Annotated in this window: 25 protein-coding genes; 12 read left to right on the top strand and 13 right to left on the bottom strand. The window is 44.1% G+C overall.

The annotated features are described in order from the left end of the window. Positions 1 to 163: 163 nt before the first annotated feature. The 5 genes from VIA_RS05370 to VIA_RS05350 all read right to left on the bottom strand — a co-directional run bounded on the left by VIA_RS05370 (position 164) and on the right by VIA_RS05350 (position 4523). Entirely contained in the window at positions 164 to 631 is a 468-nt protein-coding gene (locus VIA_RS05370) for a DM13 domain-containing protein (protein WP_038211319.1), read from the bottom strand. Positions 632 to 707: 76 nt separating this feature from the next. After that, positions 708 to 1937, bottom strand: a complete 1230-nt coding sequence (gene pepT / locus VIA_RS05365) for a peptidase T (protein ID WP_004411544.1) — start codon at positions 1935 to 1937, stop codon at positions 708 to 710. 167 nt (positions 1938 to 2104) lie between these two features. Beyond that, positions 2105 to 3562 (bottom strand): PepSY-associated TM helix domain-containing protein, encoded by a 1458-nt coding sequence (locus tag VIA_RS05360; RefSeq protein ID WP_004411543.1) that lies wholly within the window; start codon positions 3560 to 3562, stop codon positions 2105 to 2107. A gap of 111 nt (positions 3563 to 3673) precedes the next feature. Beyond that, the gene (locus VIA_RS05355) at positions 3674 to 4030 is read right to left on the bottom strand and encodes a hypothetical protein (RefSeq protein WP_038211317.1); all 357 of its coding nucleotides are present in this window, start codon (positions 4028 to 4030) and stop codon (positions 3674 to 3676) included. A gap of 109 nt (positions 4031 to 4139) precedes the next feature. Beyond that, entirely contained in the window at positions 4140 to 4523 is a 384-nt protein-coding gene (locus VIA_RS05350; protein ID WP_004411542.1) for a cytochrome b562, read from the bottom strand. Positions 4524 to 4734: 211 nt separating this feature from the next. On the opposite strand from VIA_RS05350, the gene VIA_RS05345 reads away from it, so the two are divergent. The 7 genes from VIA_RS05345 to VIA_RS22570 all read left to right on the top strand — a co-directional run bounded on the left by VIA_RS05345 (position 4735) and on the right by VIA_RS22570 (position 15335). Next, entirely contained in the window at positions 4735 to 7611 is a 2877-nt protein-coding gene (locus tag VIA_RS05345; RefSeq protein WP_004411541.1) for an HD domain-containing phosphohydrolase, read from the top strand. 348 nt (positions 7612 to 7959) lie between these two features. Further along, complete coding sequence (gene zwf / locus VIA_RS05340; protein ID WP_004411540.1) at positions 7960 to 9462, top strand: glucose-6-phosphate dehydrogenase; 1503 nt, start codon at positions 7960 to 7962, stop codon at positions 9460 to 9462. Beyond that, on the top strand, positions 9459 to 10193 hold the full coding sequence (pgl, locus tag VIA_RS05335) for a 6-phosphogluconolactonase (RefSeq protein ID WP_004411539.1): 735 nt from the start codon (positions 9459 to 9461) through the stop codon (positions 10191 to 10193). The genes zwf and pgl overlap by 4 nt, the downstream gene beginning before the upstream one ends. A 35-nt stretch (positions 10194 to 10228) precedes the next feature. Next, positions 10229 to 11677: a decarboxylating NADP(+)-dependent phosphogluconate dehydrogenase gene (gene gnd, locus VIA_RS05330; RefSeq protein ID WP_004411538.1), complete on the top strand. Its 1449-nt coding sequence runs from the start codon at positions 10229 to 10231 to the stop codon at positions 11675 to 11677. Between the two features lie 214 nt (positions 11678 to 11891). Next, a complete protein-coding gene (locus VIA_RS05325) occupies positions 11892 to 12383 on the top strand; it encodes a hypothetical protein (RefSeq protein ID WP_004411537.1) in 492 nt (163 codons plus the stop codon). Between the two features lie 10 nt (positions 12384 to 12393). Next, on the top strand, positions 12394 to 14970 hold the full coding sequence (locus VIA_RS05320; RefSeq protein ID WP_004411536.1) for an LruC domain-containing protein: 2577 nt from the start codon (positions 12394 to 12396) through the stop codon (positions 14968 to 14970). 230 nt (positions 14971 to 15200) lie between these two features. Further along, positions 15201 to 15335, top strand: a complete 135-nt coding sequence (locus VIA_RS22570) for a hypothetical protein (protein WP_004411535.1) — start codon at positions 15201 to 15203, stop codon at positions 15333 to 15335. 46 nt (positions 15336 to 15381) lie between these two features. Here VIA_RS22570 and VIA_RS05315 read toward each other — a convergent pair whose 3' ends face one another. Together VIA_RS05315 and VIA_RS05310 are read right to left on the bottom strand one after the other, a co-directional pair. Further along, positions 15382 to 15822: a YtoQ family protein gene (locus tag VIA_RS05315; protein ID WP_004411534.1), complete on the bottom strand. Its 441-nt coding sequence runs from the start codon at positions 15820 to 15822 to the stop codon at positions 15382 to 15384. A 17-nt stretch (positions 15823 to 15839) separates the two neighbouring features. After that, entirely contained in the window at positions 15840 to 16142 is a 303-nt protein-coding gene (locus VIA_RS05310; protein ID WP_038211330.1) for a putative quinol monooxygenase, read from the bottom strand. A 97-nt stretch (positions 16143 to 16239) separates the two neighbouring features. Between VIA_RS05310 and VIA_RS05305 the strand changes: the two genes are divergently transcribed. Beyond that, entirely contained in the window at positions 16240 to 16644 is a 405-nt protein-coding gene (locus tag VIA_RS05305; protein ID WP_004417770.1) for a VOC family protein, read from the top strand. On the opposite strand, the gene VIA_RS05300 is transcribed toward VIA_RS05305, so the two are convergent. Further along, positions 16634 to 18403 carry a sigma-54-dependent Fis family transcriptional regulator gene (locus tag VIA_RS05300; protein WP_004411531.1) on the bottom strand — a complete coding sequence of 590 codons (1770 nt, stop codon included), beginning with the start codon at positions 18401 to 18403 and terminating at the stop codon, positions 16634 to 16636. The two genes, VIA_RS05305 and VIA_RS05300, sit on opposite strands and share 11 nt — an antisense overlap. A 265-nt stretch (positions 18404 to 18668) precedes the next feature. On the opposite strand from VIA_RS05300, the gene exaC reads away from it, so the two are divergent. After that, positions 18669 to 20189, top strand: coding sequence for an acetaldehyde dehydrogenase ExaC (gene exaC, locus VIA_RS05295; protein ID WP_004411530.1), 1521 nt, complete (start codon positions 18669 to 18671; stop codon positions 20187 to 20189). A gap of 17 nt (positions 20190 to 20206) precedes the next feature. Here the strand turns inward: exaC and VIA_RS05290 are convergent, their stop codons facing one another. The 3 genes from VIA_RS05290 to VIA_RS05280 all read right to left on the bottom strand — a co-directional run bounded on the left by VIA_RS05290 (position 20207) and on the right by VIA_RS05280 (position 22223). Further along, on the bottom strand, positions 20207 to 20392 hold the full coding sequence (locus VIA_RS05290; RefSeq protein WP_004411529.1) for a hypothetical protein: 186 nt from the start codon (positions 20390 to 20392) through the stop codon (positions 20207 to 20209). A gap of 148 nt (positions 20393 to 20540) precedes the next feature. Then, positions 20541 to 21305, bottom strand: coding sequence for a sulfite exporter TauE/SafE family protein (locus tag VIA_RS05285; RefSeq protein ID WP_004417765.1), 765 nt, complete (start codon positions 21303 to 21305; stop codon positions 20541 to 20543). An 87-nt stretch (positions 21306 to 21392) separates the two neighbouring features. Then, complete coding sequence (locus VIA_RS05280) at positions 21393 to 22223, bottom strand: DUF6279 family lipoprotein (protein ID WP_004417763.1); 831 nt, start codon at positions 22221 to 22223, stop codon at positions 21393 to 21395. A gap of 394 nt (positions 22224 to 22617) precedes the next feature. Here VIA_RS05280 and VIA_RS05275 point away from each other — a divergent pair, with 394 nt between their 5' ends. The 3 genes from VIA_RS05275 (at position 22618) to VIA_RS05265 (ending at position 24086) form a co-directional block, all read left to right on the top strand. Continuing rightward, positions 22618 to 22962, top strand: coding sequence for a DUF3316 domain-containing protein (locus tag VIA_RS05275; protein WP_004411526.1), 345 nt, complete (start codon positions 22618 to 22620; stop codon positions 22960 to 22962). Positions 22963 to 23131: 169 nt separating this feature from the next. After that, positions 23132 to 23503 carry a cystatin domain-containing protein gene (locus tag VIA_RS05270; protein ID WP_004411525.1) on the top strand — a complete coding sequence of 124 codons (372 nt, stop codon included), beginning with the start codon at positions 23132 to 23134 and terminating at the stop codon, positions 23501 to 23503. Between the two features lie 154 nt (positions 23504 to 23657). Further along, entirely contained in the window at positions 23658 to 24086 is a 429-nt protein-coding gene (locus VIA_RS05265; protein ID WP_004411524.1) for a DUF3010 family protein, read from the top strand. A 50-nt stretch (positions 24087 to 24136) separates the two neighbouring features. On the opposite strand, the gene VIA_RS05260 is transcribed toward VIA_RS05265, so the two are convergent. Then, on the bottom strand, positions 24137 to 24550 hold the full coding sequence (locus VIA_RS05260) for a GFA family protein (RefSeq protein WP_004411523.1): 414 nt from the start codon (positions 24548 to 24550) through the stop codon (positions 24137 to 24139). A gap of 120 nt (positions 24551 to 24670) precedes the next feature. Continuing rightward, entirely contained in the window at positions 24671 to 25138 is a 468-nt protein-coding gene (locus VIA_RS05255; protein ID WP_004411522.1) for an Lrp/AsnC family transcriptional regulator, read from the bottom strand. Between the last annotated feature and the right edge of the window lie 31 nt (positions 25139 to 25169).

Here is a 25169-nt window from a genome sequence, read left to right as displayed (position 1 = left end):
TAGTCGAGATATACAGCCATTGAGCAAGCCACGCATTATCAGTTCGAGCACTAACAAAATGTCAGTGTTTTGCAAGAAACTAACTGATTATTGCAAACAATTCCAAAATGTCAGGCTACATTAAGACAGCAGTATCAAACCTAAGGAAAAACCTACAATTTAGCTATTTATATCGAGCTGACGTGATGAATTCGCCAAAGGTTTCACACCACACGATAACGGTATTGTAGTCTTTTAGCGGAAACCCTTCGGGAAGTGAAACTGTAAAACGATCAAAGCTTTTCACTTCGCCAACTTGAATCATCTGCGCTTTATTGGCATTGAAATCCGCTTCGGTCTCAACAAAGGTCGGAGAAAAGTAAAGTTTGTAGTCTGGACCGGGTGCCAATGCCCCAACAAATGCAACTTGCTGTGAGCTGATAGAGACAGAGCCCTCCCCCCAGTGTAAGAAATCACTGCCTTGGCGCTCTTTTTGAAATGTCGCGGTATAAAGTGCTTGATTAGTAACCTTTTGCACTTCAGTCATTGTCGGAGAAAGAGGTTGAGTAAGAATAGGTAAAGCATATATTCCTAAGGCGAAACCCAACACGATGCAACCAAGATGGGATACGAGTAAAAAAATCCTTTTCATGCTGATACCTAGCTGTCCAATCATTAACTATAAATGTATATGATTTTTCGCTAGATATCAGCGTCCTAAGTATAACTTATCGATAGTTTAATGCGGTTTTTTCTGCCAGTGTCACAATTACTTTTACCGCCAACTCCATCCCTTCAATTGAAATGAACTCGTGAATACCATGGAAGTTATATCCACCGGTGAATATATTCGGGCATGGCAAGCCCATAAATGAGAGTCTGGCACCGTCAGTACCGCCACGAATCGGTTTAATCTGAGGCTCCACATCACAGGCAATCATCGCCTGTTTCGCCAACTCTATAACATGCGGGAATGGCTCAACTTGCTCTTTCATATTGAAATAGCTGTCAGTCAGAATCAATTCAACTCTGCCCTTCTCTAGCTTTTCATTCAACGCAGCAACTTTATCTACCATAAACTGCTTGCGCTGCTCTTGTCCTTCTCGGTCAAAATCACGAATGATGTAACCTAACTCACTACGAGCGACCGACATTTCAGCCGATTTAAGATGATAAAAACCTTCATACCCTTCGGTAGTCTCAGGAGTTTCGTCTGCTGGCATCATCATTTGAAACTGAGCAGCAATGTTCATTGAGTTGATCATTTTGTCTTTAGCAGTTCCAGGGTGAACATTAACGCCATGGCAAATTACGTCAGCGCTAGTGGCATTAAAGTTTTCAAACTCCAACTCACCAACTGGACCACCATCAATGGTATAAGCCCATTTAGCACCAAATTTCTCAACATCAAAAAGGTTCGCCCCGCGTCCGATTTCTTCATCTGGCGTAAAGCCAACACAGATATCACCATGAGGTATGTCTGGATTCGCGATCAGCTCTGAAATCGCAGACAAAATCTCGGCAATCCCTGCCTTGTTGTCCGCGCCTAATAGCGTGGTACCGTCGGTAGTAATCAAGTTATGGCCATGAAGCTTGTGCAGCTCTGGATACTGAATCGGAGACAGAATCTCATCCCCTTTACCCAACGCAATATCACCACCTTGATAGTCATCAATAATTTGCGGTTTTACATCTTTTCCAGAGGCATCAGGAGCGGTATCCATATGGGCGATGAAACCAATAGCTGGAACGTCATAGTCAACGTTACTCGGTAGTTTTGCCATTAAATAGCCATTGGTATCAAGCGACACGTCAGATAACCCCATGTCGATTAATTCTTGCTTTAGAAACTCCGCAAACACCATTTGTCCCTGAGTGCTTGGGCAACCTGAGTCGGCTGGATTTGATTGAGTATTAAAAGTCACATAGCGCAAAAATCGTTGTACTAATTCATTCATAGGTTTTTCTCTTGTTATTTTATGGTTCTAGCCTCTTTGCATGAGAGATCATCCTACGCCTTCTCCAACAAGAAAATTTGCTATAAATCAGTTTTATCGCAGTAAAAACAAACAAAAACGGCTACCTACATCAATGCAGGCAGCCGTCTTATTCAATTTACAAATGGTTATGATGAAAGGTATGTCTTTAGTCTGTCACTTTTCTGCACCAATAAAGCGTCGATCAGCATTGCAGCCACGATCGTCGCGCCAGCCAAAGGGAATAATAGCCCAATCAATACTAGTGTAGCTAAGCCTACTTTCCACACGCCTTCTTGCTTAAACCTAGCAGGCACACCAAGCTTGTTTTGCCTTGCCGGACGTCGAATCCACCACATACATGCACCGGTAATCGCGATAACAATAAAAGCAACGCAGAAGAATACGTTCAACCATTTGTTGAGGGCGCTTAAGTCACCTTGGTGTAACGACACCCCAGCAGCCATTAACTTCGCGATAATACTGTAATCATCCCACGTCACGTCAATCAGCGTCTGCCCAGTGTATTGATCGATATGTACAGTTCTATCGAGGCGTGGATCAACAACATCTCCTGCCATAGAGTTTGCGGCAATGGTGTAAACACCCGTCTCACTCTGAGGCAAGAATATCCGATATTGCGTCAGGCCAAGCTGCTCTGCTTTAAGATCAATAGTATCGATATCAATTGAACGACTCACATCGTACTTGTCTTGGCTTGAGTCCTGTTGATGATGCCCATGGTGCGGGTCCGATTCTGGCACTGGCGCTAACTCTAAGTTCCACGGCATCTCTTCTTCACTACCATGGTTTAGGTTGTTATGCAGTGGCGTCGATTGCGGTTTCTCGCCCCACGTGTAATAAGTCGGGAACGTATTCCAGCCCTGCACCATTTTTGCGCCCCACACGCCGGTCCAAGCAAGGCCCGATAACAAAAATAGCAAAAAGACAACAGAAATCGTACCGCCTAGATTAGCGTGTAAGTCCTTCATTAAAGTGCGGCTACCACTGTTAAAGCGAATCTTTAGAAAACCAGCTTTCGATGCATTGTCTCTAGGCAGCCAGAGGTAGATACCACTAACGAGCAACAGAATACCTAAACTCGCAGAGACTTCGATTAGATAGTCCCCCCACTTACCAATCAGCAAAGTGCCATGAATATCATTGGCCAACTGGTACCAGCTATCGCTTCGGTCTATTTGCCCTAATACTTCGGCGGTATATGGATTAACGGTCGCAAAGATCGAGCTTCCATCCTCCAAACGAACATTAAATCGATTTGCGTGAGTAGGATCTTCCGTGACGATGACCTGCGTGATTGACGAATTAGGATAGGCTTGTTTTACCGCTTCTAACTGAGTAGATATCGTTAGTTGTTTAGCTTGCTCTTCTACGCTGATCAACTCTTGATATCTCATCTGTTCAATTTCATCATCAAACAGCATCACTATGCCAGTCAGGCTTAACATCAGCATAAACGGGATAACAAATAACCCCGCATAGAAGTGCCATCTCCAAACGAGAAAGTACCTTGCCTTATTTTGTTGTTGAACGTTTGACGCACGTGCGCTTTCCTTAGGTCCAGTCTGAATTTGACTACCCAACATCTTGTCTTCCTTTTTGTGCGTATAAGCGAGCCCCTCGAATCTATTCAAGGTCAGCTGCTGAGCATTAACTTTACTTAAGTGGCTTAAAGCCTGTTTTATTTGATTGTTAGATTAAGTGTAGGAATAGGACGGTGGAGCGCGTGGTATAGCAATCTGGAACCGCTCACTTAGAGCCAAAAAAGTGTACGGGTTTTCAACTGCTAACGAAGACTTTAGTAGATATGTTGGTGTTGGAAGTGAATCTTGGTGAAAGACCGAGAAATGACTGAACGGACAGGGCTTACTATGCTGTACCTCTGGCTTACCTTCTTCAACCTGAACAAGTTCAAAGCCATTGATAGTACAAAGAGTCGCCCAAACGCCTGCGCTGGAGCCATGTGCGTTAATGACAGGCATCAAAGTCACAAGCACCCAGCTAAGGGCACTTGCGATCAGCATACTTCGCTTAAAGTTTGATGTCCGTATCATTTTCACTCTCGATTAATTGAGCGAAAATATATAACTATCTTGCAACAAGTTCAGTTAATTAGTTAGAAAATCTAACTCAGATCATGCTGATTGATAAATACTAAACAACTTAGCCGAAAATCTTGCTCCAAATACTTGGATTACGCTTGTCGTGGTATTCAACACGTAGGTCATCAACCATTTTCAGTTCTGCTTTCGCAGCATTGAGATCACCCGCATCTAGCTTTGCTTCAACAGAATCAATCGCGACAGAAAGTTTATTAAAACCCTCTTGGTATAGATCATACTTTTCTGGTGGGTAATCACCACGCTTCGACTGTTCAATAAGCTCCGAAAGATTTAATAGCGCTGACTGCATATCAGTGATTTCTTCAGCTTGAGCTGCTTGTTTAAATTCCATTTTCATCTGCTTCATCGTGGCTTTGAGATCAAAGTCGCTAGCGAAGACTTGTGCTGACATTACAAGCGCGGCAATTGGGATTATCTTTTTCATTGTATTTATTCTTAGTGAATCACTTGGGAGCACAGATTGTACTTAAAAAGTTACCGCTTGTTGACGATATTTTGTTTCGACTTATAAACAACTCATCTTGCTTACTGCTTTGCTAAATCAGATGACGAACCACACGCAAGAAGTCTCCTTAACATATGCATTTCCATGATTTTCGACTAATAATTATTAAGTCAGCCACTAAAGGTAGAGCATGCGAAAACGTAAATATTCACTCAGTATTCATATTACTAGTCTATTTTTAATTCTGACCACCTTAGTCGGCGCAGTGCTTATCGCGATTAGTTATCGTCACGCCCAAGAATTGCTAGCCGGAAGTGCAAAAGAACTGAGTGAAGAAAATAGCCGTCAATTGGAATCGACATTCCAACTCAACACAGGCCCCATTTTGACCACCCTCGACTTTATGGCGCTAAGCGAGGTTGTCGAACGAAATAAGAAACCGCATAAAGAAGTACGTTTTCTCACCTCTCTCAATCTCATTTTTAAACGTAGCCCTGGATTAGTCGCTCTCTATTATGGAAATGAAAAAGGTGAGTTAGCATTGTTTCGTCCGCTAAGAACCAATGCCGAACGCGAGCGTTTTGGGGCGCCAAGTAAAGCGACCTTAATGATCAATCAAACCTATGTTTCTGGCGCGAACATTTTCTATTTTCTTGATGGTAACTATAAAGTTCTTGATTACAACAAAACCAATGGCAACGAATTTGACCCTAGAGTTCGGCCTTGGTTTAAAAACGCATCCAATGATGGTGAAGTTCGCTTAACAGAGCCCTATTTCTTCTATTTTCTCCAAACAAATGGGGTCACTTTCTCGCGCCGAAGCGCAGACGGAAAGTCGGTAGTTGGTGCAGACTTTACGTTAAACTCCTTATCTGAACAGATTGCTCAACTTGGCTACTCAGATACAAGTAAATTGGTCCTGTTTGACAACCAGTTTAATGTATTGGCCCACTACCAAGGTGATCTCACCCTCAGTGATAACCAACAAGAAAATCGCACCCAAATAGAAAATAGCCTTTTCTCTAAAGTATTAGGCCGAATGTCTAGTCAGATACTCTATGAAAAAGCGACGGAAAACGACCTTGATTGGTCAATTACGCTGACTCCGGTCAATTTAAATAAACACACCCGAATCTTACTTGCCGAAGCCACCCCGCAAGACGATCTGCTTGCCAACCTACTTTCTATGAGAGACAAGCAGCTCAAAGTCGCATTTACCCTAATGGTAATGAGCTTTTTTATCGTATGGATTGTCGCGAAGAGGCTCGCAAACCCTCTGCAAAACTTGATGCATCAAACTGACAGCATCGCGAGGTTTGATTTCAAGAAAACCCGTTACTCTAAAAGCGTCATTAAAGAAGTGGCAAACTTAACCACCTCTATCGAGTTAATGGAGCATACCCTACACGATTTGTTACGCCTGTTGCGTGAGACAGCCAGTAACCAAGACTTTTCCGTGCTTGCTAAAACCATTACTCATCAAAGCTACTTAGTCACACGTGCTGAAACAATCGTCCTCTATACCAAAGATTCTGCCGAAGGTGATTATGAAGTGTCCGCCAACCACGCTATTATTCCATTTAAAATCGATATTAATGAGTTTCTACAATCTACGGCCTGGATTCAGAAGGACCTTGCTAAGGGAGAGGTACTGCACTTTAATCGAAACGACAATACCGTCGCTAAATACCGTGACACCCTTTATAACTCTGATGTTTATTTATTCCCGCTCATCAATCGCAGCGAAGAGCTGGTCGGCATATTACTGCTCGGTTATGAGCGAGCCATTACCCAAGAGCAAAGTGATAAGCACGCCTTCTTGCGAGAGCTGTTAAGCTTTGCAGAATTGGCGAAGGAAAATATCGACAAAATCCGTCAACAAAAAGAGATGCTAAACGCCTTCGTTGAGCTTATCGCATCAGCTATTGATACAAAATCACCTTATACAGGTAGCCACTGCCAACGCGTCCCTAAGCTTTCTAAATTGCTCACTCAAGCAGCATGCGAAGATAAGCAATACTTTGCGAATTTTTCCATGGATGATAGCGAATGGGAAGCGCTTCACTTGGCTTCTTGGCTTCACGATTGCGGTAAAGTGACCACTCCTGAATATGTCATAGACAAAGCGACCAAGCTTGAAACGATTTACGACCGAATCCACGAAGTACGTATGCGTTTCGAGCTTCTCAAAGCGCAAGCTGAAATTGACTACTTAAAGCAAGTTAATCGTGAAGGTGATAGTAAGCAGCTTAAGCACGCGTTAACCGAAAGACAGCAAAAGCTAGATGAAGATTTCGCCTTTATCGCCCATTGTAATATCGGTGGAGAGTTTATGGACGATGAGTCTATTGAGCGAATTAAAACGATCAGCCAATATCAATGGCGAAGAACCATTGATGATCAACTTGGTGTCTCTAGGGTTGAGCAACAACGAGCCGGTAAGCGACATGAATTACCTATAATGGAATCTATTCTCTCCGATAAAGAAGTACATAAGGTGCCATGGCCCCAAAACATTAACCCTAAAGACGTCTGGCAAGAAAAATTCGTCTTACAACCCGGTCAACTGAAATACAACCGAGGTGAAGTCTACAATCTCTCAATCCGCCGAGGAACGCTCAACGATGAAGAGCGCTTTATGATTAACGATCACATCATACAAACCATAACGATGTTAAATCGACTCCCCTACCCTGAGCATCTTAAGAACGTTCCAGAAATTGCCGGAGGCCACCATGAACGCATCGATGGTTTAGGTTACCCACGTGGCTTGTATGAAGAAGATCTCTCGATTCCTGCTCGTATCATGGCCATTGCTGATGTGTTTGAAGCACTGACTTCAAGTGATCGCCCATATAAAAAAGCCAAAAATCTCTCTGAGTCACTCAATATAATGACCGAGATGGCCACGTCTGGACACATTGACCCGAAGCTGTATCTACTGTTTCTTGAGAACAAGATAGACAAACAATATGCTACGCTATTTCTAGCGGAAGATCAGATATGCGAGATTAATCGTGACGATCATATACGTAAGGTCAAAACATTTCTTAAATCTCACTTCTAACTCAATTCAATATTGAGTATTAGCTCTAGAAAGAGATTGTTTCTTTGAACTAGATGCTTTCCCTATCTATCAATAACTTACCTAAGAAACTAGTCATTATTTAATCGATTGCCCTCTCAAAGGTTGATGTATGTCAAAGAGTCATAGACAATACGCTGCCAAATAAACGAATAGACCTGTTTTTCACAAATTTCAGGCTTTCGAAATTGGCACGCTTTTTTGGTTTTGCCTATCAATTTGATAGGCAGTATCAGTTTTATAATTTGAGGTTTCGTTGTTAGGGTGAACCATCTCAATACGCTAACAGCCTAAATTAGTGCTAACTACCTCGTTTTTAAGGGAAAGATGATGGTAATACCAGAAAACAGCAGCATCGTAATTTTTGGTGCTTCGGGCGACTTAACCTATCGTAAGTTGATCCCTGCTTTATATCACCTTTACTCAAACAAACAACTGCCTGAAAACTTCGCCATTCTTGGTGTGAGTCGTACGGAATACAGTGATGAGTCATACCGTGAAAAGCTAAAGCGCTCACTCCAAGAAATGGAGAAAACCGAGCCAGCAACACTAGATGCCTTTATCAATCATCTGCATTACCAAGCCATCAACACCTCTGATACCGCTGATTACAGTAAACTGACTGCGCGTCTTGACCAACTTGCTGATAAATACAGCTTTGAACAGCGTAATACTCTGTTCTACCTAGCAACGCCACCAAGTCTATACAGCGTCATCCCAGCCAGTCTTGCCGCTCACGGCTTGAATAACGAAGATGATGGCTGGAAACGACTCATCATCGAAAAACCATTTGGTTACGATTTAGAGTCAGCGCAAAAGCTAGACAAAGAAATTCACGAGCACTTCCAAGAACACCAGATCTACCGTATCGACCATTACTTAGGTAAAGAAACGGTTCAAAACCTACTGGTTTTCCGCTTCTCAAATGCGATGTTCGAACCGCTTTGGAACCGTAATTTCATCGATTATGTTGAAATCACCGGCGCAGAATTCTTGGGCGTTGAAGAACGTGGCGGTTACTACGATGGCTCAGGCGCTGTTCGCGACATGTTCCAGAACCACTTGCTGCAAGTACTCGCCATGGTTGGTATGGAGCCACCAGCGCAGATTAACGCTGACTCAATCCGTGACGAAGTGGTAAAAGTGCTTCAGTGCTTAAAACCACTGGAAGAAGATGACCTGCGTAACAACCTAGTTCTAGGTCAGTACACTGAATCTGATGTACGTGGTGAATTCCTACCGAACTACCGCGACGAACCGGGTGTTGCTGATGACTCTCGTACTGAAACCTATGTTGGCTTGAAAGCGTACATCAATAACTGGCGTTGGAATGGCGTGCCTTTCTACGTTCGTACCGGTAAACGCCTACCGACTCGTGTGACTGAAGTCGTTATTCACTTTAAACAGACACCACACCCAGTATTTGGTCAAAACGCACCAGAAAACAAACTGATCATTCGAATTCAGCCAGACGAAGGCATTCAAATGAGTTTTGGCCTAAAAGAGCCAGGTGCTGGTTTCCACGCGAAAGAAGTGAAAATGAACTTCCACTACGCGTCGCTTCAAGAGACTCAAATGCTAACGGCGTACGAACGCCTTCTGCTTGACTCTTTAAATGGTGATGCAACGCTGTTTGCTCGTAGTGATGCGGTAGAAGCATGTTGGAAGTACGTTCAACCAATTCTTGATTTTAAACAAGACCCTCAAGCACTATTTGGCTACGCTTGTGGCACTTGGGGCCCTAAAGAGTCTGACGACTTGCTACAGCGTGATGACCGCGCATGGCGTTTCCCTTGTAAAAACCTAACCGATACGGATTACTGCGAACTATGATCAATCATAAGATTTTCCAAACCGCTGACCAAGTGGTAGAAAGCCTAGCAAACGATATGAAATCGTTCAGCGAACTTGAGCGTCCAGTTCACATTTCACTGTCTGGTGGCAGTACACCTAAGATGCTGTTCAAGCTACTGGCTGAAGCGCCATACGCTGAAGGTATTGCGTGGAACAACCTACACTTCTGGTGGGGTGACGAGCGCTGCGTGGCACCTGATGATGCAGAAAGCAACTACGGTGAAGCGAATGCCCTTTTGTTCTCAAAACTAAGAGAATTCAGCCAAGTAAACCTGCCAGCAGAGAACATTCACCGTATTCGCGGTGAAGATGAGCCAACAGTTGAAGCGAAACGCTTCGCAGAAGAAATGGCCGCAGTGATCCCATGTGAAAATGGCACACCAGTATTTGACTGGATCCTGCTAGGTGTTGGTGCTGATGGCCACACTGCTTCTCTGTTCCCTGGGCAAACAGACTATCAAGATGAGAACCTATCCGTATTAGCGACTCATCCTGAATCAGGCCAAATTCGCGTCTCTAAAACTGCTAAAGTTTTAGAAGCCGCAAAACGAATCAGCTACCTTGTACTGGGTGCAGGTAAAGTCGAGATCGTAAATGAAATTCATACTACTCCAGCAAGCGAGCTGCCTTATCCTGCAGCGAAAATCCAGTCTAAAGCTGGTGAAACGGAGTGGTACTTAGATTCAGACGCAGCAGCAAAAATCGCTTAATGCGAGCGTCCAAATAGGAAAATTGGAGAGAAATAATGAAAGGTGATATCGGTGTAATTGGCCTAGCAGTAATGGGTCAGAACCTTATCCTAAACATGAACGACCACGGGTTTAAAGTGGTTGCTCACAACCGTACTGCTGCGAAGGTAGACGAATTCCTAGAAGGCCCAGCAAAGGGTACTAACATCATCGGTGCATACTCTCTTGAAGAGCTAGTAGAGAAGCTAGAAGCGCCACGTAAAGTGATGCTTATGGTTCGCGCTGGTGAAGTTGTCGATAAGTTCATCGAAGCACTAACGCCACTTCTAGATAAAGGTGACATCATCATCGATGGTGGTAACACTAACTACCCTGACACTAACCGTCGCGTTGCTGCCCTACGTGAAAAAGGCATTCACTTCATCGGTACGGGCGTATCTGGTGGTGAAGAAGGTGCTCGCTTTGGTCCTTCAATCATGCCTGGCGGCTCTGCTGAAGCGTGGGAAGCGGTTAAGCCTATCTTCCAAGGTATCTCTGCTAAAACTGACGCTGGCGAGCCTTGTTGTGACTGGGTTGGTAACGACGGTGCAGGTCACTTCGTTAAGATGGTTCACAACGGCATCGAATACGGCGATATGCAGCTAATCACTGAAGCTTACCAGTTCATGAAAGACGGTCTTGGTATGTCTGCAGACGAGATGCAAGCAGTATTCGCTGATTGGAACAAGACTGAACTAGACAGCTACCTAGTAGAAATCACCGCTGACATCCTTGGCTACAAAGATGAAGATGGTGAGCCACTAGTAGAGAAGATCCTAGACACTGCTGGTCAAAAAGGTACGGGTAAATGGACGGGTATCAATGCACTCGACCTAGGTATTCCACTAACGCTTATCTCTGAGTCGGTATTCTCTCGTTGTCTATCTGCTCTTAAAGATCAACGCGTTGAAGCGGAATCTCTATTTGGTAAGACAATCACACCAGTTGAAGGTGACAAACAAGAGTGGGTTGATGCACTTCGTCAAGCGCTACTCGCATCTAAGATCATCTCTTACGCTCAAGGTTTCATGCTAATGCGTGAAGCTTCAAACGAGAACGGCTGGGACCTAAACTACGGTAACGTTGCACTAATGTGGCGTGGTGGCTGTATCATCCGCTCTGCATTCCTAGGCAACATCCGTGATGCGTACGAAGCGAACCCAGACATCGCATTCCTAGGTTCAGATGACTACTTCAAAGGCATCCTACAAAACAGCCTAGCAGCATGGCGTAAAGTGGCGGCTAAATCGCTAGAGTCAGGTATTCCTATGCCTTGTACTATCTCGGCACTGTCGTTCCTTGATGGTTACACAACAGCTCGTCTACCAGCGAACCTACTTCAAGCTCAACGTGACTACTTCGGTGCTCATACGTACGAGCGTACTGACCGTCCACGTGGTGAATTCTTCCACACAAACTGGACTGGTACAGGCGGCGACACAGCGTCTACGACTTACGACGTGTAATTAGAGCTTTACTATTTAAACAGCCAACTTGAGTGTCAAGCTGGCTGTTTTTTTATGTGCCAAACAAAACTTTCTATATTGATATTCATTTTGACACTCCCGCCACTCATTCTGAAACTCCCTTTATAAACAAAGAAAAATCAAACAGTTAAATTGCATCAACTTATGGCAAACCTCTTGCTTTATATAAAGAAAAACCATAAGGGGACAACTGATGAACCGAAAAGCAATAAGCATTATTTCAAAACTAGGCCTAGCGGTTCTACTTTCAGGTTGTGGTGGTGGCGATGGCGATGCTGGAGGAACCAGTGGTGGTGAAAGTAGCGCAGGCAATGAACCGAGCGGAAGTCAGACACCTGCCGCCGTCTCTTCCCCAGCGCTTACCCAACCACAAGTCGAAGCAATGGCCAGCTCTCGCTTGTCATCAGCCTCAGTAGACACGGGGTTTTCATTTCAAACTCAACAGCACTTGGCCATCAACATCACCTTCGATGCTCCTCAAGCCGATACTCAAATCCTTCTATTTAGTGTTGGCGACAACGAGTTACTGATCGAAGACGTCACCTTGTCTAAAGGCCTGAACTACCGAACTAAGATTACCGTTCCTCAAACCACCGAAGCCATCAAAATCCAGATAGATGGCACACGTGAAGTGACCTTGCCTATATCCGGGCTATCAGTCATCACTTATCACGCTATGAGCTAGGAGATCTGCTATGCGAGTATTCTCTACACATCTTTTGTTGTTTATCACCCTCTTGCCATCACTAGCCTTAGGCTATGAGGTTTCCCTGATCAACAACCTTACCGATGAATCAAGCCATATCCATAACCACTTTGGCCACCAAGTCGAACTCAATGACAATTACGCCATCATTGCAGCATCCGGTTCAGGTTCAATTAATGGGGGTGCCTGTAGCTTTAAAAATATCAATCAGGAATGGAGTTCTGAGAACTGCTTTTCTGTACCAGAGCAATACTCAAATTCCACGCAAAATTACGCCAAATCGATAGCCCTTTCCGAGCAGAGACTGGTCATTGGTGCGGATATTGATGGAATCGGTGCTGCGTTTATCTATGAGCGAGAAGATGAGCAATGGCAATTCGATCAAATCATCACACAGCCGCAAAGTGCTTCCCCTGCTGACTTTGCTTCGAGTCTAGCGAGTGATAACACCCATATTATTATCGGCTCACCGGCCAAGGGTTCTGGTAACGCTGGCTATGTATACATCTACACCTTACAAGAGCAATCTTGGGTGTTAGAGGCCACCCTTAGCGCAGATTCAAGCAAAAAGAGTGGCCGTTTTGGCCAAGACATTGCCTATCAAGACAACTACCTAATTATTGGTGATTCAGAACATGGCCAAGGTAAGCAAGGGGCAAGTTACATCTATTTCTATGACGATGAGACTTGGACAAAGCAAGCATTCTTAACGGGCGGTAGCCTAACCAAAAATGCGTTATTTGGTAGCGCCGTGGCCATTTCGGAGCAGTACGCTGTCGTCGGTTCACCAAAAGAAAGCCATGCCACAAAAGGGACAGACAAATTCCTTGGTTCTGTTTACCTATATAAACGTCGTCTTAACAATTGGGAGCTGATGACTAAGCTGATGCCTGATGTGCTCGAAAAGCACGATCAGTTCGGCACAAGCCTAGTTATCAGTGATGATTTTGTTCTTGTTGGCGCACAAGGTGATGATAATGACAAAGGTGCCGTCTACCTTTACAAGCTGGAAGATGACATCTGGCAGCTAGACAGTACAACAAGTGCCGAGGTGCGCGCAGTCAACGACCACTTTGGCTATGCCCTCTCTATAAGTAATGGGTATGCGCTGATATCGAGTCCTGATTCTGAACATAGCTCTGGCTATACAGGTAATGTCTATCTTTACTCAGTCAGAGAGATTCCCTCACTTACCGCGGCCGAGGCTGAGTTTAATGAATTGGTCAGTACACTAGACCTATCTAACCCTTATATCTCAGACAGTGATGGGGATGGTCTATCAGATAAAAACGAATCAACATTACTTAATACTAATCCACTGAATGATGATACAGACCAAGACGGACTCAATGATCACGAAGAGGTCATCTATTACCAATCGGATCCTCTCAGTAGTGATAGTGATGGAGATGGCCTTTCTGACCTCGATGAAGCGGTCATCTACCAATCAAGTCCAACTTCTACAGATACTGACCAAGATGGCTATAGCGACCAATATGAGGTGATGACCACCAAGACTGACCCGTCAATGGCCGACTCTGACAGTGACGGCTACAGTGACGTGGAAGAGATAGCTGATCTCGGCACGTCACCCACGCTCGCTGATACCGATGGCGACGGACTCACTGATGCCCAAGAGCTTGAGTTATATAACACCTCCGTCTTAGACCCAGACACCGATAACGACGGATTCAGTGATGGTAACGAAATTAATTACTATGAAACCGACGCCAGTGACAAAAATAGCCAACCCGAATCAATATCGACCAGTACCTCATACTCCCCTTCTTACGGACAAGATGGCACTATCGCTTTTGAAGATGAATGGCCGAACCGTGGTGACTACGACTTTAATGACGCGGTGTTCAATTACAACATCGAAGAATACAAGATAAACGGTCTGGTGAAGCAGATTAACTATAAGATCTTACCTACTGCGCGAGGGGCGACTTATACCAACTCATTAAGACTGTTACTTAATGTTCCGATTAGCAATATTGCTCAAGTCAGTATCACCACGATGGGCAACGCCACCCAAGTAGAGCCGATAGCCGACAAAAATCAAACACTGATCGTTGTTATCGCTGACTTAAAAGACGCTTTACCAGCTAACTCAGGCTCTAAGCTCACTAATACGCTAACCGGTTCCAATAAAGTCACGGGAAAACTACTACGTTTATCGGTCACATTTAACTACCCCGTAAGCAGTGAAATTCTTGGAGCCCCGCCCTACAACACATTTATTGCTCGCCAACTCGCCACAAGTGAATGGGTAGAGGTTCACTTTCCCGGTAAGCCTGCAACATCTAAAGCGTCCAAGCGCCAATTTGGGCGAGGTGACGATGATACTCAGCAGCAAGGAGACCGCTTTTTCTTCTCCAAGAACAACTTACCTTGGGCAATGCACATTCCTGAAAAATGGCATCACCCGAAAGAGAGAGTGGATCTATCTAATGGTTACCCCGACATATTGAATTGGGCTCAATCTAATGGCAAAAAGCACAAAGGGTGGTACAAGAGTAAACGTAAAAGCATGTTTATTTTTGAAGACGTTCCTGACATTTAATACGCACACGTTTGCCTACTACTTTATTGTCAGCAAAGAGTAAAAGGAGGAGAAATCCTATTTATAAGCCTACGATCTCCTCCTATAATTAAGTTGCATATGGAGGATGTTAACTGAGTTAGCATCCTCTATTTTTTGAAACCTAAACAAGGAACCGCGTATACGTTTCGCGGGTATCGGTGACTAATCTAACCTGGATGGTTAAATAACATTAAATTGAGGTTCTTAAGATGACTATTAATAAGTACTTTGTATTCGTTCCACAGGTAGAGGAACAAAACGCTTCAAAGGACAATAAAGTAACAGATAAGGAAGCTCAACGTCAGGCTTTAGTAAAGCAAGCGCAGCAACAAGGCGGCTTGTAAATCGCTAGGTTTCAACAAAGAGGAGCTCATGTAGCTCCTCTTTTATTTATGAATTGATCACATAGCTTAGCAGCTCAACCACTTGCTCTGGCGTTTCGGCCCAAGCCATCGCAGCGGCATCCACCTCTTTAAGTGGGTGTATCAACGCTTCGTCATGCAAAGTAATGAAGGGTTTACCAAGGGCTGCCAACGTACCTGCATCAAAAGCCGCATTCCACTGGCGATATTTGTCACCAAAGCGCACGACGCCAATATCGCATTGCTTGATCAGCGTTGATGTACGAATCGCATTGACCTTTGAAGACTGATGATCTCGCCAAAAGTTGGATTCATTAGTTCTAAGCAAGTCTCCGGCGGCGTCACTAGACTCGTGATCTGTATTGGCGGAAAAGAACTCGATATTGAGATCGCGCGCCTTTGCACCTTCAATAATTCTTTCACGCCAATCAGTGTGGATTTCTCCGCTAAGATACACTTTCCAAAGCATTGTCTTGTCTCCCTTGGTTATTTTTTGCTATTCATCATAACGACATTCGAGCGAATGACCGATTGCTCAACAACGATATTGGCCAACATTTCTCTGCTGGATAAATAATGCGGCGTCGTTTTGTGTTCGGCCAGCGCTTCTGGTGATTGATAGATTTCATACAAGTGAAATAGCTGCGGGTTAGAAAAGTCTTCAAGAATATCAAATTGTATACAACCTGACTCGTTGTTAACTGAAGATCTTGCATTCTCCTGCATAATTGCCAGATATTCCTTTTCTTTACCTTCCTTCACTCGGTTAGAAACTACTATACAGTACATACTCATAACTCTTCCCTGAATTGATTATCATGTCATTGCCATATCACATAATCATTGTATACAATAATCCTTTAAATTCAATACAAGGAAAATGGTCATGGAAAGACCAAAATCGTTTTCGGGGATCAGACATATCGCCTTAGTGGTACACAAATTTGAAGAATGTGAGACGTTTTATACCGATATTCTAGGCATGACGATTCTCCGTCGGGCTAACAATAATCTTGTTTATCTGACTAACGGATGCGATAACCTCTCTTTAGGCCGCGCCGCTACGCAAAGAATATGCTCGCCTATCAGCGTTGATCATTTTGGTTTGATTGTGGATAGCAAAGAACAGTTACAAGAGTGGTATGAATTTATGCAATTTAAGGGCGTGACATTACTCGACTCGCCGCACGATCATTGCGATGGAGCAAGAAGCTTCCATTGCAAAGATCCTGAGGGGCATGTGATTCAGCCGCTTTATCACCCAGAGATATCTGGTCAAGTTATCCGTTAGACGGCAATAGCCCCAGCGCTTTGAGCTTACGATAGACAGTATTACGACTCACGCCCAACACACGTGAAACCTTACTTATGTTGCCTTTGTGGCTCTGGTAGGCAGTGATTAGCGTTTGATTTAATGTGGTGTTGAGATCTGCTTCCTGACGATCATCTACCGTTTTCGCGTGGCTCATCAACGGCTGAGCGAAATGCTGCGGAATATGCTCTGCCGTAAGCTCATCTTGTTCATTGGCGATAAGTGCTGTCACCTTCAGAAGGTTATCCAGCTCCCTTAAATTTCCTTTCCAGTGGTAGCTGAGCAGCCCCTCCATTAGGGCTGGGGATATCGACTGATAGCCTTGTTTGTACTTAGCGAAGATGGCTTGGATGAGGCTTTCTTTATCTTGTCTCTCTCTAAGTGGAGGTAGAGTCACCACAAGGCCATTTAAACGATAGTAAAGATCTTCTCTAAACTTACCCTGCTCGACCAATTGCTGCAGATTCTGGTGTGTCGCGGAGATAACTTGAATATCAACACGATAGTTATTGGTCTCACCAACTGGCATCACCACCTTGTCTTGTAAAACCGTTAACAATCGGCATTGAGCTTCTAGCGGCATTTCTCCAATCTCATCGAGAAATAATACTCCTTTATCCGCTTGCCTGATCTTGCCTAAATAGCCGTTTTTACTCGCCCCCGTAAAGGCGCCGGGGGCATGGCCGAACAGTTCCGATTCGATGAGATCTTTAGGTAGCGCACCACAATTCACCGTGATTAGTGCATGGTTCGCTCGGTCGCTTTGTTTGTGCAGCGCTTTGACAAATTCTCCTTTGCCTACACCCGTTTCTCCAAGGATAAGTAGATTGATATCTCGCCCCATCACCTTATTTGCCTGTTGCCAAGCAAGCTCAATCTTCTCTTCCCCATAATGAAGCTGACTGGACGGGGTTAAACTCTTTTTCGGTAGTCTACGCTTGCCCAATCCCTTCTTGTCGAATATAAGCGGCTGAGAGCCATTGCTAGAGCGTTCAAAGAGCATATCAATGCTTGCCCCAACCAATGGAACATCAGGAAGTAACTGCGCCGCCACTTGGTTATGCGCCAACACCTCACCATGCTCGTTGGCAATGACGATTCCTTGCCAGCCACTTTTTAATATCGATTCATCATGAGCAACATTGATTTGAATTGCACCATCTGGTGTATGAGTAAGTAAATGGTTTTCAATTAACTGCACCATATTCTGCACCAGCACCTGAGTTGTCACATCATGGCGGCTCTGCTCACTGGTAATATCCAGCACGCCGACTAGTTGACCTTCAGGATTAAACAAAGGGCTCGCCGAACAACTGATAAAGCGGTGCTGTTTGATAAAATGCTGATCACCAATGATAGATACCGCCCTTTTTTCATACAAAGCCGTACCTATTGCGTTGGTCCCTTTAAGCTTTTCTAGCCAACAGCTTCCGGGTTCAAGCGCGATTGATAGTAGCTTTTCACGAAACCTATCTTGACCCCAAGCGGCAAGCACTACACCATCGGGGTCGGTTAATATCAAACGACTATCACTATGAGCAAGCACTTGATTAAAAAGAGGAAGTGCTGAATCTTTTACCGCTTCAATCACCGCCTGCGACGTATAGCGCCTCTCCTTCAACACCGAGTTGGGCAGGTGGATATCGTCCGGCTTTTTTATTTGTTTCAAGCCCGCATTGGAGCTCCTCTCCCATGAAGAAGCAAGCCAACCATCTGTTGCAAAAGATTGTAATTCCATAGCTGTCCCAGTATTGAACAATCAAAGTGTTCCATTTTTGAACAACTGAACAGGTACCTTCTACTGTTCAACCGCTCTCTCTGTTTTAAACACCACCGTGTAGCCTTTGAATACTCTAGCCTTAGATAAAAATTACAACAAGTTTTTAACATTTGGTCTGTGATTTGCGTTACCTACTTTGATAACTCGCTAATTGTTCACCATCTAACGGTGGAAAAATAGCGCAATAAAAACTCAAAGAAGTGAACACAATAAGGATATTTTTATGATTTACGCGCAACCGGGCAGCCAAGATTCAGTCGTTAACTTTAAGACACATTATGACAACTTTATCGGCGGAGAATGGGTCAAACCTGTCTCTGGTGAGTATTTCGATAACACATCACCGGTCAATGGCCAAGCCTATTGCCAAGTCGCTCGCTCTGGGGAAGCTGATATCAATTTGGCGCTTGATGCAGCTCATCAAGCTCGCGCTAGCTGGGCCGCGACTAGCGTGACTGAACGTTCGAATATACTTCTTAAGATTGCCGACAGAATTGAACAACATATTGAAGAACTTGCGGTTGCGGAAACTTGGGAAAATGGCAAACCGGTCAGAGAAACGCTGGCGGCAGATTTACCCTTAGTGGTCGACCACTTCCGTTATTTTGCCGGCTGTATTCGCGCTCAAGAAGGCAGTGCTGCTGAGCTTGACGTTAATACTGCTAGCTACCATTTCCCTGAGCCGATTGGCGTCGTCGGACAGATCATTCCATGGAACTTCCCTATGTTGATGGCGGCTTGGAAACTCGCTCCAGCATTAGCCGCTGGTTGTTGTGTGGTCTTAAAACCAGCAGAGCAAACCCCGACTTCAATCTTGTTGCTGATGGAAAAAATCGGCGATCTTATCCCGGCAGGTGTCATCAATATTGTGAACGGTTTTGGTAGTGAAGCGGGCCAAGCGCTTGCCACCAGCGACAGAATTGCCAAACTGGCCTTTACTGGTTCAACAGAGATCGGTAACCATATACTCAAATGTGCGGCAGACAGCCTAATTCCTTCAACGGTGGAGCTAGGTGGTAAATCACCGAACATCTATTTCCCTGATGTCTTTGATCATGAAGACGAATATCTTGATAAATGTATCGAAGGTACTCTGCTGGCTTTCTTCAACCAAGGGGAAGTCTGTACCTGTCCTTCACGCGTACTGGTACATGAGTCAGTTTACGACCAATTCATTGCCAAAGTCGCAGAGCGCGCTAAGACCATTCAACAAGGTAACCCACTCGATACGGACACTCAGGTTGGCGCACAAGCTTCACAAGAGCAGTTTGATAAGATTCTGAGCTACTTAGAAATTGGTCGTCAAGAAGGCGCTAAAGTCGTGTTTGGCGGTGAAATCTCGCAGCAGACTGGCGATATTGGCTCAGGTTACTACATTCAACCGACCTTACTTGAAGGCAATAACAAGATGCGAGTCTTCCAAGAGGAGATTTTCGGCCCTGTAATTGCGATCACTAAGTTCAAGGATGAAGCAGAAGCACTCGCGATTGCCAACGACACGGAATATGGTCTTGGTGCGGGTGTTTGGACTCGCGATGCGAATCTAGCCTATCGTATGGGTCGAAATATCGAAGCAGGACGAGTATGGGTCAACTGTTACCATGCCTACCCTGCTCATGCCGCATTTGGTGGTTATAAGAAGTCTGGTATCGGCCGCGAAACACACAAAATGATGCTCGACCACTATCAGAATACTAAGAACCTACTGATCAGCTATGACGTCAACCCACTGGGCTTCTTCTAACTATCGATAGAGCGCCGTTAGGCGCTCTTTTTTTTGCTGTTTCTCTTATCGTTTAGATACAAGATGCCACTGGCAACTAATGCGATCAACGAAACCGTAAACAACGCAGGCATACTTAGCACCCATGCAAACGTCGCGGCAAGAAAAGCAATGAAGGTAATCATTCGGCTGCTCGACATCACTCTGCCTAGTTTTCTATCCATAATTCCTCCTACATCTGACAGGGTCTACTTCCGGGGTAAAGTAACCTCTATTGGATGTAATTAGTATGCCTAGATCGAAGCTAAATTAACCTAAATTGTGCTCAAAAGAGCTCGGCATGTGACCACGCTCAACTGCTCACTATTTACACTAAGCATAAGTATCAATAAAGAAATAAACCGTCATCACGATACTCGAAAGACCCACAAAACCTTTGACGTATTTCTGCTCGATTTGGCGCGATACGCGTGCTGCTACATAACCACCAGATAAGGTGCCAAGCATAACCGCGACGCCTCGCCCCCAATCAATCGAGCCATCAATCACAAAGATGACAATAGCGACAATAGACACGCAGGAAGAAATCAGTAATTTAAGGCCATTCATTTGGTTGATATCGCGATAACCTGCCAACACTAGGTAGCTCAGTACCACCACACCAAGGCCAGCATTAAAGAATCCACCATAGGCAGACACGACAACTAACATAATGGAGATCGCAACCAGACCGAGCTTTGAACCATTACTTGATGATTGAGATAGACGGCTTAAGGCACTGCTAAGCGGTTCACCAAACAAAAATAGTAACGTTGCAAAGAGCAGCAGCCATGGGATAGCAGTCAAGAATTGCGTTTCAGAAACGATCAGTAGTAAATAAGCGCCAAGAGCACCACCAACAAGACTCAAGACAACCGTAAAGGTCAATCGATGCCCTGTATTGGCAATATCGTCACGAAAGCCGTAAGTACCACTGATATAACCTGCACAAGCGGCAAAGGTATTGGTCGCGTTGGCAATGACAGGAGGCACACCGACAAACATAAGAGCAGGAAAGGTAATAAAACTCCCTCCTCCTGCGATGCTATTTAATATCCCACCTAGGACACCCGCACCAAACAACAGAATCCATTCCATTTTATTGACTGTGTTAGAAAACAATCCTTTACTCTAACCCGCCTTGGTGATTGTTCAAATAGTCAGCGATCTCATTTGTAAAAATGGTTATAAAACAGATTGAGCCAGATCTTTCCAGTCTTGCAGTTCTTCACGGTAATATTCCGTTTGCTCATCCGTCATGGCATTTATCACTTTAACCAAGTATTGATTACCTATCTGCTTATTGTACTCAATTTTCTCCTCTAGATGAGGTGGGTACAAAGTGTCAGGGTTAAACATCAGTTTATTGAATTGAGGTTGGAAACTTGCCACATTGAGTCGATGATCAAGTAGTGAGTTCATCTCGATACGCATATTCGTTTGGTAGTTGATCCAGTCATCGGTCGTGACATATAGCTCATCGACCCAATCATCGACAGTCTTCAGTTGGCCTTGAGTTAACTCATCCATCCATGTTTCTAGACTATCGACGATACGTTCTTTGTATCGCGCCTTAATTTCCACTTCACTTAGCTTCTGGTACTTTTTCTTATATTTGGTGTGTCGCACTCGTATGCTATCCATCAGCTCGTTAACTTGGCTATCTGATAACTCCCGTGCCAGCGCATACATCTCAGGGGCTATTCGAGCGACTAATCGTAGCGAGTGCTGCTGTATTTTGTCTTGCTGCACTTGTAATTGCTCGATAGTGAAACTCTGTGGTTCAATCGCCATGAGTTCATCTAGGTGATCGATATAGTGGGGGATCTCTTCTCGACGGTGCCATTCACTCAAGACTTCAATCTTTCGTTCAACAAGATCTTCTTGCGCATTATCGAGCTCTACGTAATCTTCTAGATATTCGACCAGCAACCAATCCATATTGTTGTAGACAAACTTCGAACTACAGCCGATAAGCGCGCTACAAATAATGAGTAATAATCCTACTTTCCTCATGTCCTTGTCCTATTCATCCACTGCCATCACGGTTATCTTTTATCTATGCCATGTTAGTTTTGACACTGTTTACACTAAGCAAATCAAATACCAAGTATGTCACAGAAAAATAATCATAATAATTACAGTAGGTTAAATTTAGCCAAGACTAAACTGATGATGTAAATATAGCTTAACTGCACGGTAACTCCTACGCAGCGGCAATTGTTATCCGATGACTTCCTTCTGATATTAAGGCCCACTCGCTAACGGTATCTTTACTCTGTTGTTGTACGGTGATGAACTTAAAGAAACGCTTTACAAAAAGTGGGATTAATCTTACACAGATTGACAGACGCTTTACGCTTGGGTGGGTAGTATTAGTTTCGAAGGTCACCCATCAGGAGAAATAATCATGAAAAAAGTTGTTATTTTGGCGTCACTACTTATGAGTGCTTCCGTTTTTGCTTCAACCAATACGGAAACATCCAATACAAGTTTTACTACCGATGCATACGCAACAAAACAGCAGGCTTATGATGCGGCTTTTGACCTCATGGATGAGATGAAAGCGATGAATAGTACTGAACTGCAAACTGCGTTGCCTATCCACGAAAACAGCGTGGTTTACCCAAGCGTGAAACTCGATGAGATGACAGTTCACGTTAAAGAATTCGCCAATAACAAAGGCGACATTCAATATAAAGCGGTGCTAAACGTCGACTATCAATACAAGTATCGAGAAAGCGGTAAAAGCTAATCGCATCAAATTTTCTATAGACAAGCCGTTTTATTATTCATAAAACGGCTATTTTCTGACTTTGTTTTGATATTGAACTCTAACGAAAAGTTATACTCGGTGCATATTCTGTCTTGTAATTCACTTACAATACATAATCGTCAGTTAACTATTTCGCTATGGAGTTATCATGAATAAAGTATGGTTAGTTTCCCTAACGGCTATCGCCACATTAGCTGGGTGCAGTCAAGCAACACAACCTGAAAAAGATCCTGCATCAATCAGCCCGATGTGCCGCACCGAAGCACTTGCGGGTGGCTGGAGCGTTTCTGAGCTGACCCCTGAAGCTCAACAAGCAGTAGACACGCTACTGAATCAAATGAATACCGCGTCTAAACTAAAAGAAGTTAATGAAATCAGAACTCAGGTCGTGAATGGCATCAACTACGCGATTGAATTCACTTTGGAAAATGATGAGGTTTGGCATGCCGTGGTATACCGAAACCTACGTGGGGATTACATGATTGACAGTGTAGCTCAGCGCGGAAAGCTGTGTCCTTAACACACATACCAGCATAGTTTTATTATCGTTAGGCCAGCAAAGACACTGGCCTCCTTACCCCTCCCCTTACTAAATCACCTCCCTCGCAATTTAAAGGTCGCTAACTTTTGTTAGGTCTATATAATGACGACCAAACTACTAACTAGGTATAAACATGAAAATTTGTGGTGTAGAGCTAAAAGGTAACGACGCTGTTATCTGTCTTCTTGATCATTCTGACAACGTAATGCACTTACCAGATTGCCGCGTAGCAAAAATTTCTATTGGTAACGCAAATAGCACAGAAGAAGTGAAGAAGTTCCAGTTCTCTTTTGCCAAACTAGTTGAAGATTACAAAGTAGAAAAAGTGGTAATCCGTCAGCGCCAAACCAAAGGTAAATTTGCAGGTGGCGCAGTTGGTTTTAAACTAGAAGCCGCAATCCAGCTTATCAATGACTTACAGGTTGAAGTGGTTTCACCAACTCAGATCAAAGAGAGCTTGAAGAAGAATCCGCTTGCCATTAGCTTTAAGGAAACTGGCTTAAAGCAATACCAAGAGCAAGCTTTCACGACGGCTTATGCATGTGTAATGATGCGTGACTAATTATGTTTTAAAGCCTAAGACTTGTGCTTAGGCTTTATCTTCATGAAAACTTAAGGCTGCTTTTCAAAGACCTTCACCCCTTCAGGGATCTGGTACCAATCCTGTTTTTCGCTGACCCACACATGAGCACTTGGCTCAAATACCGAATGATCATCTGGCGAACTGGCTTTTAGCTTGAGCTTTAAGGTTGACTGATCATCTGGGTTATAGTGGTAAACTCGATTACCGCAATCTGGACAAAACTTCGCATAGTTCTTGTTACCGCTTTCGGCTAGTCGAGACCACTCTTTGAGCTCACCTGATATTTCAATGTCTTCCGACGCAACAATTGCTGTAACGCTAAACGGGGCGGTTGAGAGTTTCTGACATTCGATACAGTGACATGCCAACACCATCTTTGGCGGCTGATGTAATTTATAACTGACTTGTCCGCATTGGCATGCGCCTTCGACCAAATAACTCATTGCTTGCTCCTCCTGAAATATTTATCTGTCTATTATTTGCCCATCATTACTTAATAGATCTGGAGTTTCAATTAGAATCTGTTCAAGAAATCGTCGCTGGAAATTTCAAATCAAAGCATCTCATATCGCGTCGACATTGACCTCAGTGGTAAACTTAACCGTCTTGGTCGACACCGAAGTATGAAACTTACGAATATTGCGGTCTTGGTGAAGGACTTGCTCGATAAAGCGCTCATAGGTCTGGATATCCGGAACACAAACCACCAGCATAAAGTCATACCCGCCGGTGATTTGATAACACTGGGTAACTTCTGGTGCTTTTAAGATAGATTGACGGAACACGCTGTAGATATCCCCTCGATCTCGCTCCATCTCCACAGACACAATGAGCGTCAATTTGTTACCCGCCAATTCTGGGTTAATAATCGCGACGTCACCAACGATGATTTTACCTTCTCTTAGTCGTTTCACACGCTTTAAACACGCCGGTGGTGACAAGCCAACTTCTTCCGCTAGATCAACATTTGCTAAGCGGTTATTACGCTGCAAGATTGCCAGTATCTTTCTGTCAATACGATCAATTTCCATATATTTCTTTGATACCCATTTTTAGAATATT

Source organism: Vibrio orientalis CIP 102891 = ATCC 33934 (assembly GCF_000176235.1).
GTDB lineage: Bacteria > Pseudomonadota > Gammaproteobacteria > Enterobacterales > Vibrionaceae > Vibrio > Vibrio orientalis.
Note: the sequence above shows the minus strand (reverse complement) of the source record. Positions and strands in the feature narration are given on the sequence as shown.

What these genes read in the sequence shown, in the direction of transcription:
- pgl (WP_004411539.1), top strand. Translation starts at nt 9,459, where the DNA reads ATGATCAATCATAAGATTTTCCAAACCGCTGACCAAGTGGTAGAAAGC.
- VIA_RS05325 (WP_004411537.1), top strand. Translation starts at nt 11,892, where the DNA reads ATGAACCGAAAAGCAATAAGCATTATTTCAAAACTAGGCCTAGCGGTT.
- VIA_RS05270 (WP_004411525.1), top strand. Translation starts at nt 23,132, where the DNA reads ATGAATAAAGTATGGTTAGTTTCCCTAACGGCTATCGCCACATTAGCT.
- VIA_RS05350 (WP_004411542.1), bottom strand. Translation starts at nt 4,523, where the DNA reads ATGAAAAAGATAATCCCAATTGCCGCGCTTGTAATGTCAGCACAAGTC.
- VIA_RS05255 (WP_004411522.1), bottom strand. Translation starts at nt 25,138, where the DNA reads ATGGAAATTGATCGTATTGACAGAAAGATACTGGCAATCTTGCAGCGT.
- VIA_RS05265 (WP_004411524.1), top strand. Translation starts at nt 23,658, where the DNA reads ATGAAAATTTGTGGTGTAGAGCTAAAAGGTAACGACGCTGTTATCTGT.
- zwf (WP_004411540.1), top strand. Translation starts at nt 7,960, where the DNA reads ATGGTAATACCAGAAAACAGCAGCATCGTAATTTTTGGTGCTTCGGGC.
- pepT (WP_004411544.1), bottom strand. Translation starts at nt 1,937, where the DNA reads ATGAATGAATTAGTACAACGATTTTTGCGCTATGTGACTTTTAATACT.
- VIA_RS05370 (WP_038211319.1), bottom strand. Translation starts at nt 631, where the DNA reads ATGAAAAGGATTTTTTTACTCGTATCCCATCTTGGTTGCATCGTGTTG.
- VIA_RS05280 (WP_004417763.1), bottom strand. Translation starts at nt 22,223, where the DNA reads ATGAGGAAAGTAGGATTATTACTCATTATTTGTAGCGCGCTTATCGGC.
- VIA_RS05355 (WP_038211317.1), bottom strand. Translation starts at nt 4,030, where the DNA reads ATGATACGGACATCAAACTTTAAGCGAAGTATGCTGATCGCAAGTGCC.
- VIA_RS05260 (WP_004411523.1), bottom strand. Translation starts at nt 24,550, where the DNA reads ATGAGTTATTTGGTCGAAGGCGCATGCCAATGCGGACAAGTCAGTTAT.
- VIA_RS05315 (WP_004411534.1), bottom strand. Translation starts at nt 15,822, where the DNA reads ATGCTTTGGAAAGTGTATCTTAGCGGAGAAATCCACACTGATTGGCGT.
- VIA_RS05300 (WP_004411531.1), bottom strand. Translation starts at nt 18,403, where the DNA reads ATGGAATTACAATCTTTTGCAACAGATGGTTGGCTTGCTTCTTCATGG.
- VIA_RS05275 (WP_004411526.1), top strand. Translation starts at nt 22,618, where the DNA reads ATGAAAAAAGTTGTTATTTTGGCGTCACTACTTATGAGTGCTTCCGTT.
- VIA_RS22570 (WP_004411535.1), top strand. Translation starts at nt 15,201, where the DNA reads ATGACTATTAATAAGTACTTTGTATTCGTTCCACAGGTAGAGGAACAA.
- VIA_RS05285 (WP_004417765.1), bottom strand. Translation starts at nt 21,305, where the DNA reads ATGGAATGGATTCTGTTGTTTGGTGCGGGTGTCCTAGGTGGGATATTA.
- gnd (WP_004411538.1), top strand. Translation starts at nt 10,229, where the DNA reads ATGAAAGGTGATATCGGTGTAATTGGCCTAGCAGTAATGGGTCAGAAC.
- exaC (WP_004411530.1), top strand. Translation starts at nt 18,669, where the DNA reads ATGATTTACGCGCAACCGGGCAGCCAAGATTCAGTCGTTAACTTTAAG.
- VIA_RS05345 (WP_004411541.1), top strand. Translation starts at nt 4,735, where the DNA reads ATGCGAAAACGTAAATATTCACTCAGTATTCATATTACTAGTCTATTT.
- VIA_RS05320 (WP_004411536.1), top strand. Translation starts at nt 12,394, where the DNA reads ATGCGAGTATTCTCTACACATCTTTTGTTGTTTATCACCCTCTTGCCA.
- VIA_RS05360 (WP_004411543.1), bottom strand. Translation starts at nt 3,562, where the DNA reads ATGTTGGGTAGTCAAATTCAGACTGGACCTAAGGAAAGCGCACGTGCG.
- VIA_RS05290 (WP_004411529.1), bottom strand. Translation starts at nt 20,392, where the DNA reads ATGGATAGAAAACTAGGCAGAGTGATGTCGAGCAGCCGAATGATTACC.
- VIA_RS05310 (WP_038211330.1), bottom strand. Translation starts at nt 16,142, where the DNA reads ATGTACTGTATAGTAGTTTCTAACCGAGTGAAGGAAGGTAAAGAAAAG.
- VIA_RS05305 (WP_004417770.1), top strand. Translation starts at nt 16,240, where the DNA reads ATGGAAAGACCAAAATCGTTTTCGGGGATCAGACATATCGCCTTAGTG.